10 protein-coding genes are annotated in these 11961 nt (G+C 73.4%); 7 read left to right on the top strand and 3 right to left on the bottom strand.

Annotation, left to right across the window (positions count from 1 at the left end):
* Positions 1-35: 35 nt before the first annotated feature.
* The 6 genes from ACIBJC_RS26530 (at position 36) to ACIBJC_RS26555 (ending at position 6848) form a co-directional block, all read left to right on the top strand.
* The gene (locus ACIBJC_RS26530; protein WP_399296535.1) at positions 36-1322 is read left to right on the top strand and encodes an ABC transporter substrate-binding protein; all 1287 of its coding nucleotides are present in this window, start codon (positions 36-38) and stop codon (positions 1320-1322) included.
* Between the two features lie 224 nt (positions 1323-1546).
* A complete protein-coding gene (locus ACIBJC_RS26535) occupies positions 1547-2575 on the top strand; it encodes a carbohydrate ABC transporter permease (protein ID WP_399296537.1) in 1029 nt (342 codons plus the stop codon).
* A gap of 35 nt (positions 2576-2610) precedes the next feature.
* Complete coding sequence (locus ACIBJC_RS26540; RefSeq protein WP_399296805.1) at positions 2611-3477, top strand: carbohydrate ABC transporter permease; 867 nt, start codon at positions 2611-2613, stop codon at positions 3475-3477.
* Between the two features lie 57 nt (positions 3478-3534).
* Positions 3535-4587 carry a carbohydrate kinase family protein gene (locus ACIBJC_RS26545; RefSeq protein ID WP_399296539.1) on the top strand — a complete coding sequence of 351 codons (1053 nt, stop codon included), beginning with the start codon at positions 3535-3537 and terminating at the stop codon, positions 4585-4587.
* On the top strand, positions 4584-5909 hold the full coding sequence (locus ACIBJC_RS26550) for an alpha-glucosidase/alpha-galactosidase (protein ID WP_399296541.1): 1326 nt from the start codon (positions 4584-4586) through the stop codon (positions 5907-5909). Before ACIBJC_RS26545 ends, ACIBJC_RS26550 begins: the two co-directional genes overlap by 4 nt.
* A 57-nt stretch (positions 5910-5966) precedes the next feature.
* Positions 5967-6848: a ketose-bisphosphate aldolase gene (locus ACIBJC_RS26555; protein WP_399296543.1), complete on the top strand. Its 882-nt coding sequence runs from the start codon at positions 5967-5969 to the stop codon at positions 6846-6848.
* Here the strand turns inward: ACIBJC_RS26555 and ACIBJC_RS26560 are convergent.
* Positions 6841-7608, bottom strand: a complete 768-nt coding sequence (locus tag ACIBJC_RS26560; RefSeq protein ID WP_399296545.1) for a histone deacetylase — start codon at positions 7606-7608, stop codon at positions 6841-6843. The two genes, ACIBJC_RS26555 and ACIBJC_RS26560, sit on opposite strands and share 8 nt — an antisense overlap.
* A gap of 117 nt (positions 7609-7725) precedes the next feature.
* Here ACIBJC_RS26560 and ACIBJC_RS26565 point away from each other — a divergent pair, with 117 nt between their 5' ends.
* Positions 7726-8940: a glycosyltransferase gene (locus tag ACIBJC_RS26565; RefSeq protein WP_399296547.1), complete on the top strand. Its 1215-nt coding sequence runs from the start codon at positions 7726-7728 to the stop codon at positions 8938-8940.
* A gap of 19 nt (positions 8941-8959) precedes the next feature.
* On the opposite strand, the gene ACIBJC_RS26570 is transcribed toward ACIBJC_RS26565, so the two are convergent.
* Both ACIBJC_RS26570 and ACIBJC_RS26575 read right to left on the bottom strand, forming a co-directional pair.
* Positions 8960-10438, bottom strand: coding sequence for a DUF2079 domain-containing protein (locus tag ACIBJC_RS26570; RefSeq protein ID WP_399296549.1), 1479 nt, complete (start codon positions 10436-10438; stop codon positions 8960-8962).
* Positions 10439-10599: 161 nt separating this feature from the next.
* On the bottom strand, positions 10600-11961 hold the full coding sequence (locus ACIBJC_RS26575) for a condensation domain-containing protein (RefSeq protein ID WP_399296551.1): 1362 nt from the start codon (positions 11959-11961) through the stop codon (positions 10600-10602).

Genomic DNA, 11961 nt, shown 5'->3' on the forward strand with positions numbered 1-11961 from the left:
AGTCGCCTCACCCATCCCTCCTGTCCCGGCGCGGGATGCTGCGCACCGGCACCGGACTCGCGCTCGGCGCCGCCGCGTCGGCCGCGCTCTCCGGGTGCGCCGCCGGCACGGCGGACGGGGTAGACGCCGACGGCCGGGTCACGGTGGAGCTGTGGCACGGCCAGACCGACTCAGGCCGCGCCACGATCGAGGCGCTGGTACGGGAGTTCAACCGCGGCCACCCCGGGATCCGGGTCAGGCCCGGCGGCGGTGTCCTCGCCGACGCGATGCTCCAGAAGATCACCGCGGCGCTCGCGTCCGGTTCCTTCCCCGACATCGCGTACGTCTTCGGCTCGGACCTCGCCAGCGTCTCCCGCAGCCCCTCGGTGGTCGACCTGAGCGGTACGGTCCGCTCGGGACCCGTCCCGTGGGACGACTACTGGAAGCCCGCGCGGGACGCCGTCACCGTCAACGGGCGGGTACGGGCGGCCCCCGCCCTGATCGACTCGCTCGCCGTCGTCTGCAACAAGAAGCTCTTCCGCGACGCCGGCCTGCCCCTGCCCCAACCCGGGTGGAACTGGCAGGAGTTCACCGACACGGCGGCGCGCCTCACCGACCGGCGGCGCTCCGTCTTCGGCACCGGCTGGCCGGGCGTGGGGGACGAGGACACGGTGTGGCGGCTGTGGCCCATGGTGTGGGACCTGGGTGGTGAGGTCATCGCGCCGGACGGGAAGTCGATCGGCTTCGCGAAGACCGGCGTACGGGCGCTGGAGACGGTGGACACGCTCGCCCGGGCGCGGAGTGTGTACGTCGACCCCAAGCCCGGCAGCGAGCAGATGTACCAGGTCTTCCTCTCCGGGCGGATGGGCATGGTCGTCACCGGGCCGTGGCAGCTCCCCGACATCCGCGAGGCGGAGATCGACTACCACGTCGTCCCGCTCCCGAGCTACAGCCGTCGTCCGATGACCATCTCAGGGCCCGACACCTGGACGGTCTTCGACAACGGTTCCGCCCGGGTGCGGGCCGCCCGGACCTTCCTGACCTGGCTGATGCAGCCGGACCAGGACGTGCGCTGGGACATCCAGGCGGGCAGCCTGCCGCTGAGCCGGCCGACCGCGGCGCTGCCCGCCTGGCGGAAGCAGGACGCGGAGACCGAAGGGCTCTCGGTGTTCACCCGGGCGCTGGACACCGCCCGGGTGCGCCCCGCTCACCCCGCGTATCCGCAGATATCGCAGGCGCTCGGGCAGGCGATCGCCGCCGTACTCCTCGGCAGGAGCAGTCCGGCCGAGGCGCTGCGCCGGTGCGCGCGGGAGGCCGACGCCGCGCTGCTCATCCCGCGCTGACCGGTACCCCGGCGCCGGACATGTGACCGGCGCCGCCCGTAACCCGGCGCCGGTCAGGTGGACGGTGCCGCCCTGGACAGTGCCGCCTGTAACCCGGCGCCGGTCAGGTGGACGGTGCCGCCCGGGACAGCGCTGCCCGTATCCCGCGCCGGTCAGGTGAACAGTGCTGCCCGCACCCGGCGTCGACCGTGTAGTCCGCGTACACCGCGCTCAGGAGAACCGTCATGCCGCGACTGCCCGCCCCGCTCACGCTTCCCGACGCCGCCCGAGACCGCCGTACGGGCGGACAGGACCCCGGCGACCCGGCCGCCGGAGCCCGCTCCCGCCTGCCCGGCTTCCTCCGCCGCCCGGGTGGCTCGCCGCTGCGCCGTGGTGAGTCCGTCACGGCCTGGGCGTTCATCGCGCCCGCCGTGCTGATCATCCTCGGGCTGAGCATCGTCCCCGTCGGCTGGTCGTTCCTGCTCTCCTTCCAGGCGGACGACCTGGTCACCCCCAGCCGCTGGGTCGGCCTCGACAACTACCGGGCGCTGCGCCTGGATCCGCACTTCAGCCAGGCCGTACGGAACACCCTGCTCTACACGGCGCTGTACGTGCCGCTGTCCATCGTCCTCGGGCTGGCGCTGGCCCTCGTACTGAACCGGCGCATCCGGCTCGTGGGGCTCTACCGGACCCTGATCTTCGTGCCGTTCGTCATCTCGGCCACCGCGCAGGGCGTGCTGTTCTCCTTCATCCTCGACCCGGAGTTCGGTGCCGCCAACTCCGTACTGCACACGCTCGGCATCTCCCCCCAGGGCTTTCTCTCCGACCCGGGACAGGCCCTGCTGGTGCTGGTGGCGATCTCGCTCTGGAGCGGCACCGGCTTCTGCGTCGTCGTCTACCTCGCCGCCCTCCAGGACGTCGAGCCGTCCCTGATCGAGGCGGCGCGGCTGGACGGCGCCGGGCGGTGGCACCTCCTGCGGCACGTCAAGCTCCCCGCGCTGACACCGGTGAGCGTGTTCCTGCTGGTGTGGCAGACCATCAACGCCCTTCAGGTCTTCGACCTGGTGTACGTGACGACCAAGGGCGGGCCGCTCGGCTCCACCACCGTGATCGTCTACTTCATCTGGGAGCAGGCGTTCAAGAACTTCACGGCCGGTTACGGCGCGGCGGCGGCCTATGTGCTCGCCGTGGCGCTGGGCGTGGTCACCGTGGGGACGCGGCTGGTACGGCGCCGTTCCGCACGCCCCGTACCCGTCGAAGGAGCCGACAAGTGACGGTCAGCAGCGCACCCACCACCGCACCCACCACCGTGCCCGCCACCCCATCCGCGTCGCGCCCCAAGGGCCCCCGACAAGGCCGGTCGTGGCTGCCCTTCAGCGCCTGGCACCTGCTGCTCGCCCCGCTCGCGCTGGTCTTCGCGGTGCCGCTGATCTGGCTGGTGCTCAGCTCCGTGATGAGCAACGCCGAGATCAACCGCTTCCCGCCGGCCCTGTGGCCCTCGGGGATCGACCTCGGCGGCTACCGCTATGTGCTCGGCAACGCGATGTTCCCCCGCTGGTTCGCCAACTCGCTGATCGTCTCGTCGGTCGCGGTCACGTCCAACCTGGTCTTCGGCGCGCTCGGCGGGTACGCGTTCGCCCGGATGCGGTTCGCCGGGTCCCGGCTGCTGATGGGGCTGATGCTGGCGACGATGGCGATCCCGTTCCAGCTCACGATGATCCCCACCTTCCTGGTCATGAAGCGCCTCGGGCTGATCGACACCCTCGGCGCGCTGATCGTGCCGTCGCTGGTCACGCCGTTCGCGGTGTTCCTGCTGCGGCAGTTCTTCCTCTCCCTGCCCAGGGAGCTGGAGGAGGCCGCCTGGATGGACGGCTGCTCGCGGCTGCGCGTGCTGTTCCTCATCGTGCTGCCGATGTCGCGGCCCGCGCTGAGCACCGTGGCGGTGCTGACCTTCCTTACCACCTGGAACGACCTCACCTGGCCGCTGATCGCCATCAACCACGACACGCAGTACACGCTGCAACTCGGGCTGACGACCTTCCAGGGCCTGCACCACACGCAGTGGGCGGCGGTCATGGCGGGCAACGTGATCACCGTGCTGCCGGTGCTGCTCGCCTTCCTCTTCGCGCAGAAGTCGTTCGTCCAGTCCATCACCTCCTCGGGGCTCAAGGGATGAGACGGCGCTGAGCCGGACCACCGCCCCGCCCACCCCTCCGTACTTCAGGGAAGCCGGATGCCGCAGCACGCCACACCTCACACTTCGCACTCCTCTCATACCTTCGATCTGCTGGTCATCGGGGACGCCAACCCCGACATCGTGCTCGGACCGCTCGACGCGCCCCTCGCCTTCGGCCAGCGCGAACAGCTCGTGGACACCGGCCTGCTGACCCTCGGCGGCTCCGCCGCGATCATGGCGTGCGGCGCCGCCCGGCTCGGGCTCAAGGTCGCCTTCGCGGGGCGCGTCGGGGACGACGAGGCGGGCCGGTTCGTCGTGGCGGCGCTCGCCGCGCGGGGCGTCGACACCGGCGCCGTACGGCTCGACCCCGCCCTGTCGACCCCGCTGACGGTCGTGGTGACGCGCGGCGACGGCGACCGTACGATCCTCACCGCGCCCGGCACCCTCACCGCCACCAGCGCCGACGACGTACCCGAGGCACTGCTCGGCGACAGCCGCCATGTGCACGCCGCCTCGTACTTCCTGCTGCCGAAGCTCGCCGGGGCGCTGCCCGCGCTCTTCCGTACGGCCCGCGCGCACGGGGCCACCACCTCGCTGGACACCAACGACGACCCGGCCGGGGCCTGGGACGCGGGCGGGTCCGGCGAGCTCGGGGCGGTGCTCGCCGTCACCGACTTCCTGCTGCCGAACGCCCGCGAGGCCCGCGCGCTGGCCGGGCTGCCCGAGGACGCGCCCGTGGCGGAGGCGGCACGTCAACTCGCCGCCCGTGGGCCGCTGGTGGCGGTCAAGGACGGGGCGGACGGCGCCCTCCTGCACGACGGCCGCACCGTGTTCCGTACCCCCGGCATCCCCGCCGAGCCGCTGGACACGGTCGGCGCGGGCGACAGCTTCGACGCGGGCTTCGTCGCCGCCATGCTGGCCGCCCGGTCCGTCCCCGAAGCCCTCGAACTGGCCGCCGTCTGCGGGGCCCTGTCCACCCGGGCGTACGGCGGCACCCCTGCCCAGGCCACCTGGGACGAGGCGTGCGCCGCGCTCCCCGCCGATTCCTCCGTCTCCTCCGTCCCGCCCGCCTCCTCTGACTCCACCCGCAACGGAAAGTACGTGTCATGACCACCACGTCCACCACGAAGATCGCCTTCATCGGCGCCGGAAGCGTCGTCTTCACCCAGGGGCTCCTGACGGACCTCTTCGCCTTCCCCGAACTCCGCGACCTCCACATCGCCCTGCACGACATCGACCCGGAACGGCTGGAGACCGCCGAGGGCGCGGCCCGCCACATCGCCGACCAGGCCGGGATCACCCCGTACGTCACCGTCAGCGCGCACGCCGACCGCCGCGAGGCGCTGGCCGGCGCCGACTTCGTCATCAACATCGTCCAGGTCGGCATGGGCGAGTCGACCCGTACCGACTTCGACGTACCGGCCGCCTTCGGCGTGCGCCAGACCATCGGCGACACCCTCGGCGTCGGCGGCATCTTCCGCGCGCTGCGCACCTTCCCCGTACTGAAGGCGCTCGGCGCGGACATCGCGGAGCTGTGCCCCGACGCCTGGCTGCTCAACTACACCAACCCCATGGCGATGAACGTCCAGTACCTCACCGCCGCCACCGGGCTCACCCGCGTCGTGGGCCTGTGCCACTCCGTCTACTGGACACTGCGCGACCTGTCCGCGCTGCTCGACGTGCCGTACCAGGAGGTCACGTACCGCGCCGCCGGGGTCAACCACCAGGCGTGGATGCTGCGGTTCGAGCACAACGGCGTGGACCTCTATCCCCGGTTGGACGAACTCATCGCGTCCGACCCGCAGTTGCGGCGCCGCGTACGCGTCGACATGTACCGGCGCCTCGGCTACTACCCGACCGAGACGAGCGAGCACTCCGCCGAGTACGTGCCCTGGTACCTCCACCACGACAGCGAGATCGAGCGGCTGCGGCTGCCCGTCGGCGCGTACCTGGGGATCGTCGAGGAGAACGTCGCCCTGTACGGGAAGACCCGCGACGCGCTCGCCGCCGGGACCCCGCTCGATGTCGAGGCCACGATGGAGTACGCGCCCCAGATCATCCACAGCGTCACCACGGGCACCCCGCGCACCGTCTACGGCAACGTTCCCAACCACGGGCTGATCTCGAACCTCCCCGCCACCGGCACCGTCGAAGTGCCGTGCCTGGTCGACGCGTCGGGCGTACAGCCCACCAGGATCGGCGCGCTGCCCGCCCAGTGCGCGGCGCTCAACCGCACCTACCTGAGCATGAACGACCTGGTGGTCAAGGCCGCGCTGGAGGACGACCCGCGCGCGGTACGGCAGGCCGCCATGGCCGACCCGGCGACCGCCGCCGCGCTGCCCGTGGAGCGCATCTGGGAGCTGTGCGACGCCATGGTGCTGGCCCACGGCGACCTCCTCCAGCCGTCACTGAGGGCCACGGGCCTGCTCTGAACCGGCAGCCGCCACCCGGCCACTTGAGAAACAGAAACAGGAACAGGAACAGGAACCATGCCCCTGACCCCCACCGGCGACCTGGTCGACCGGACCGCGCGCGGCGTCGGTGCGTTCAACGTCGCCCTCCTCGAACAGCTCGAAGCCATCCTCGCGGGCGCGGAACGGGCGGCCCTCCCCGTCATCGTCCAGATCAGCGAGAACGCCGCCGCCTACCGGGGCGCCCTCGGCCCGCTCGCCGCCGCCGCGCACGCGGCGATCGCGGACGCCCGGGTGCCCGTGGCGCTCCACCTGGACCACGCCACCAGCACCGACCTGGTCAAGGAGGCCGTACGGCGCGGCTTCACCTCCGTCATGTACGACGGCTCCCTGCTGCCCTGGGACGAGAACGTCTCCCGTACCCGCGAGATCACCCGCTGGTGCCACGACCACGGCGTGTGGGTCGAGGCCGAACTCGGCGCCGTCGGCGGCAAGGGCGGACCCGAGGACGGCGTCGGCGTCGGCGTCATGGAGAGCGCCCACACGCCGGGGGTGCGCACCGACCCGGCCGAGGCGGCCCGGTTCGTGGCCGACACGGGCGTGGACGCACTGGCCGTCGCGGTCGGTACCGCGCACCGGATGACCCGGCGCACGGCGGCGATCGACCTCGCGCTCGTCGCGGAGTTGCAGGCTGCGGTGCCCGTACCGCTGGTGCTGCACGGCTCGTCGGGGGTGGACGACGGCACGCTGGTGGCGGCGGTGGGCGCCGGGATGCGCAAGATCAATATCTCGACGCATCTCAACGGCGTCTTCACGGCGGAGGTACGGGACCGGCTCGCCGCCCGCCCGGAGACCGTCGACCCGCGCCGCTATCTGGGCCCGGGTCGGGACGCGATGGCCGGGGAGGTGGAGCGGCTGCTGCGGCTGCTGGCGGAGGGAGCCGAGGTGGGATCTACCTGACGGCACCCAGCGCCGCCACGTCCGCCGCGCTCCAGTGCCCGGCCGCACCGGGGCAGGCCGCCAGGTATGCCGCGATCGTGGCCGGGTCCCAGGCGCCCGTCTCCCGCAGTCCGGCGTACAGATGGGCGAGGTAGACGGCGGAGGGCGGGTTCCCCGGGACGTCGTGCAGATGCCAGGGGGCGGTGAAGGTGAGGAGCGGCAGGCCGTCCCGCGTGCCCGCGCGGACCAGCGTCTCGTACCGCCCGTCCCCGAGCGTCTGCCGGCCGGTGGTCAGCGCCCGCGTCAGATCGAGATCGGTGCCCGGCTCCCGGTACATCTCCTGCGCGGCGATGTCCGAGAACTGGCCCACGGTGACGAGATGCGCGCGGGCGAGGACGCGGCCGGGGGCGTCCGGGTCGTAGAAGGCGCGTCCGCCGCCCCACAGGTCCGATTCGGTGGCGAAGTACAGCGCGCCCGGCAGCTCGACGGGTACGGAGGCGGCCGGTGGACGGCGGTCCCGGCACCCGGGGTGGACGCGCGAGGCGCCGGGCGGGCGACCGCCGTCGATGTAGTGGGCGAGCCGGCCGAGGTGCGTGTTGGAACCGTACGAGGTGTACCAGACCTGGCGCGGAGACGTATCCGCGGACGAATGTGCTGGTGTATCCGCAGATGAATGCGGAGGTGTGTGCGGAGACGGATACGGAGGTGTGTGCGGAGACGGATACGGGCGCGGGCGGGACGGTTCGTCGCCGGCCGGGCGGAGGTACCCACTCCTTTCCACTCTCAACGTATAGCCCATGGGGGGCCTTGCCACAAGCCCCGGTCCGTACCGCAGAATCGGCGGCCGAAGCGGGAATCCGCGGACATCCGGCGGACCTCTGGGGGTCATGAAGTGCGTGTGCTGTTGTCGACGTATGGGTCGCGTGGGGACGTCGAGCCGCTGGTGGGGCTCGCGATGCGGCTGCGGGAACTGGGCGGGGAGGCGCGGGTGTGCGCTCCGCCGGACGAGGACTTCGTGGAGCGGTTGGCGAGTGTCGGCGTGGAGCTGGTGCCGGCCGGCCCGTCGGCGCGTGCGATGACGAAGGCGGCGCCGCCGCCGTCCTCGCTGCCGCAGCGCGCGGCCGAGGTGGCCGCCGGCATGGTCGACGCGGTCACCGCGGCGGCCGACGGCTGTGACGTGGTGGTGGCGACCGGCGTGTATCCGGCCGTGGCCGCCGCGCGGTCGGTGGCCGAAAAGCTGGGCATCCGCTCGGTGCACGCGACCTTCCAGCAGCTCACCCTGCCGTCGCCGCGCCGCCCGCCGCTGGCGTATCCGGGCCGGCCGTTCCCGCCGGAGGTGACCGACAACCAGGAGCTGTGGGACCTGGACGCCCGGAGCATCGACGCGCTGTTCGGCGCGGCGGTCAACACCCCGCGGGCGTCGATCGGCCTGCCCCCGGTGGACGACGTCCGCGCGTACGTCATCGGCGAGCGGCCGTGGCTGGCGACGGACCCGGTCCTGGACCCGTGGCAGCGGACGGCGGGCCTCGACGTCGTACAGACCGGTGCGTGGCTCCTCCCCGACGAGCGCCCGCTGCCGGACGCGCTGCTGGCGTTCCTGGAGGCAGGACCGCCGCCGGTGTACGTGGGCTTCGGCAGCATGCCCCTGCACGCTTCGGGGGACGCCGCGCGGGTGGCCGTCGAGGCGGTGCGCGCGCAGGGCCGCCGCGTACTCGTCTCCCACGGTTGGGCCGACCTGGCGCTGATCGACGACCGGGACGACTGCTTCGCCGTCGGCGAGGCCAACCACCAGGCGCTGTTCGGCCGGGTGGCCGCCGTCGTGCACCACGGCGGCGCGGGGACGACGGCGACGGCCACCCGGGCCGGGGTGCCGCAGGTGGTGGTCCCCCAGCTCGCGGACCAGCCGTACTGGGCGGGCCGGGTGGCGGAGTTGGGCATCGGCGTGGCGCACGACGGTCCGACGCCGGCCTTCGCGTCCCTGTCGGCCGCGCTCGGCACGGCCCTGGCCCCCGGGACCGGGGCACGGGCGAAGGCGGTGGCCGCCACGGTCCGTACGGACGGGGCGACGGTGGCCGCGAAGCTGCTGCTCGCTGCTGGCCAGGACCGCAGCTAGCAGCCAGGACCGCGGCTGGTCAGGACCGCAGCTCCAGTACGACGAAGCCGCCCGCCTCCCCGGCGATCCGGAACGCCGCCTTCGGGTGGAGCTGTCTCGCGAACGCCAGCGAGTCGCGCGCCGGGGAGTGCCGGTTGTCGAGGGCGATGTAGTCCGGTGCGACGCCCCGCGAGTTGCCCAGCCAGAAGACCCGGCAGCGCGAGGTGAGCCGGCTGATCGGGGCGGTGTTGGCCTCGACGCTCGCACCGTCGGGGATCCGGTCCAACAGCGCCTCCGCTGCCCTGACCTGGTCGGTCACCCGGTACGCGGCGGGCTCGGTCAGCGCCGCGAGCGGCAGCGACGGCGTCAGGGCGAGCGCGGCGGCGGCGACCGCGGGGGGCAGGTGGTACGCGTACGAGCGCACCCACGGCTGGGCGCGCGAAGCGCGGCGCACGCCCGAGCACGCGTCCGCGAGCGCCAGCGTGACGACGGGCATCAGGACGGCGCTGTAGTGCCAGGCGGTGCCCCAGTAGTGCTCCTCCGACGAGAGGAAACGCCAGCCGAGGGTGGGCAGGGCGGCGAGCAGCAGCGGGGAGCGGAGCGCGAGGAGGCCGGTGGTCGGCAGCAGCACCCACAGGAGCGTACGGAATTTGATGTCGGCGCCGTCGAGCGGACCGCCCCCGCCGCTCATCTTGGCCCAGTAGTCGTACGTGTCGGCCGTGTTGAAGGCCGGGATGACGACGGTGAAGGTGAGGAACGCGGCGAGCGTCGTCAGCGCCGCGACCCCGAGGGCGTACGGGACGACGCGCGAGGCCGACGGCGTACGCCGGGCGCGTACCGCCACCAGCAGCGCGAGGGCGGCGGCGGTCAGCCCCAGGTCCTCCTTCACCAGGACCAGCGGGACGGCCCACCACAGAGCGGCCCGCCAGCGGTGCGCGAGCAGCGCTTCGAGGGAGAAGGCGATCAGCGGGACGGCGAAGGCGATCTCGTGGAAGTCGACGGCGATCGCGCGCTGGAGCCCCCACGACATGCCGTACGCGACGCCGAGCGCGAGCCCGGGGCGGCGGCCGAGGAGACGGCTCGCGGCGCGGGTGACGGGCACGGCGGAGAGCGCGAACAGCGCGGCCTGGGCGATCAGCAGAGTGACGGGGGTCGGGAAGAGCCGGTACGCGGGCGCGAGGAGCGCGGTCACCGGGCTGAAGTGATCGCCGAGGATGTGCGTGCCGCGGCCCTTGATGTCGGCGATCGGCGCACGCAGCTCCGCGTACGCCCGTACCGCCTGCTCGAAGATGCCCAGATCCCAGGAGGCGGTCGCCATCAGGCGGTGGCGGCAGACGGTGAGGGTGGCGTACGCGCAGAACAGGACGAGGGCGAGGGCGTACGGGGCCAGGGCGCCCGGATCGCGCGACAGGCCGCGGACGCGCTCGCGCAGGGGCCGGCGCGGGGCCGGCCCGGGTATGGGGTCCGGTATCCGACCGGTCCCGGCCGGGTCGGTCGGGGCGAGGCTGGCTCCGTGCATGAGGTCGGTCCCGTTCTCGCGGTCTCGGGTGTGTCAGGGCGTAGGAGCGATGGTCTCCCACGCCGGTTCCCTGTTTCGGAGAGGGTCCGCCGCGGTTTCCGGGCCGTGCCCACGTGCACCCCGCCACGGGACCGTGTTCAGGGCTTGGCTCAGGGGCGTGCTCAGGGCCGGGCCAGCGTCTCCCCGAGGGCGTCGGCGAACCCCGTGACCACCGCCCCGGCGGCCGGGGTCGCCGGGAAGCGTGCGCGCAGGAACAGGCCCTCGTGCGTGCGGGAGAACCAGAACTGGGCGTCGTCGGCCGTGGTCACGCTGCTGATGTGGTGGGCGTTCGCATCCTGGTGGTGCGCGGACCCCGGCAGCCGCCGGTAGTCGATGTACGACACCATGAACACGTCGTCGCGGGTACGCCGGAAGGCCCCGCCCAGCAGGGGCAGGACCTGTGCGAACGACACCTCGGCCAGCGCCCGCGCCGCCCGGAACGCGTCCCGCGCGCCGCGTACGCCGTCCTCGATCCCGCGTACGCCGGTGATGTCCAGGGTGAGCGGGGCGATCGTCGTGAACCAGCCGACCGCGTGCGTCCACCGCTCCTCGTACCGGGTGTGGAGCGGTGTGCACAGCCGCAGGACGTCCCCGCCGCCGAGCCCGCGCGCGGCCAGGGCGACGGCGGTGAGCACCCCGGTGAAGGCGCTGCCCCCGGCCGCCCGGCAGCGCGCCTCGAACGCGTCCGCCGCGTCCGGGCCGAGCAGCGGGCGGGCATCCGTACCCTGCGGGACCCGTGCGCCGGGCGGCACGCCGAGGGGGAGCGGGAAGGCGGGCGTGGTCCCGCCGCAGCCGGCGAAGAACGCCGCCCAGTCGCGTACCCGGGGATCGCCCGCGTCCACCGTCCGGGCCGACGCCTGTTCCGCCTCCTCGGCACAGTGGTCGACGAAGCTGCCGGTGGCGGGCAGTTCACCGGCGGCGCCGGCGTAGCTCTGCCGGATCTCGCGCACCGCGACGGCCAGCGAGTAGGCGTCGGCGTTGCAGTGGTCGAACCCGCAGTACACCGTCCCGCCGCCGGGCCGTACGACCACGGCGAAGAGGTACGAGGGCCAGTTCAGCGGCCGGCAGGCCGCGCCGAGCCGCCGCGTCAGCCACTCCCGTACCTCCGCGCCGCTCGCGAACGCCCCGGCGTCGCGCGCGACCAGCCCGTACGCCGGGGCGCTCACCACAAACCTCCCCGGGTCGGCGGCCGGGGCGCGGAAGCCGCTGCGCAGCGTCTCGTGCCGCCGCCCCCACGCCTCGAACGCGGCCCGCAGCGCGTCGAGGTCGACGGGCCCGTCCGGGAGGTCGAAGGCGCAGGCGAGCCAGTGCCCGGCGCCCTCCGGGGTGTGCTCCGCGGTGGCCAGATGGAAACGCTGGTTGACGGACGGCGGTACGGGGACGGGCGGGGCGCCGTCCGCCGCGCGGAGCGCCGCGGGGGACGGTACGAACTCGACCACCCGGCCGGGGGCGGGCTCGTACCGGTCCATCGTCGTGACGCGCAC

This window comes from Streptomyces sp. NPDC050509 (assembly GCF_044457965.1).
GTDB lineage: Bacteria > Actinomycetota > Actinomycetes > Streptomycetales > Streptomycetaceae > Streptomyces.

What these genes read in the sequence shown, in the direction of transcription:
- ACIBJC_RS26555 (WP_399296543.1), top strand. Translation starts at nt 5,967, where the DNA reads ATGCCCCTGACCCCCACCGGCGACCTGGTCGACCGGACCGCGCGCGGC.
- ACIBJC_RS26545 (WP_399296539.1), top strand. Translation starts at nt 3,535, where the DNA reads ATGCCGCAGCACGCCACACCTCACACTTCGCACTCCTCTCATACCTTC.
- ACIBJC_RS26570 (WP_399296549.1), bottom strand. Translation starts at nt 10,438, where the DNA reads ATGCACGGAGCCAGCCTCGCCCCGACCGACCCGGCCGGGACCGGTCGG.
- ACIBJC_RS26530 (WP_399296535.1), top strand. Translation starts at nt 36, where the DNA reads ATGCTGCGCACCGGCACCGGACTCGCGCTCGGCGCCGCCGCGTCGGCC.
- ACIBJC_RS26535 (WP_399296537.1), top strand. Translation starts at nt 1,547, where the DNA reads ATGCCGCGACTGCCCGCCCCGCTCACGCTTCCCGACGCCGCCCGAGAC.
- ACIBJC_RS26550 (WP_399296541.1), top strand. Translation starts at nt 4,584, where the DNA reads ATGACCACCACGTCCACCACGAAGATCGCCTTCATCGGCGCCGGAAGC.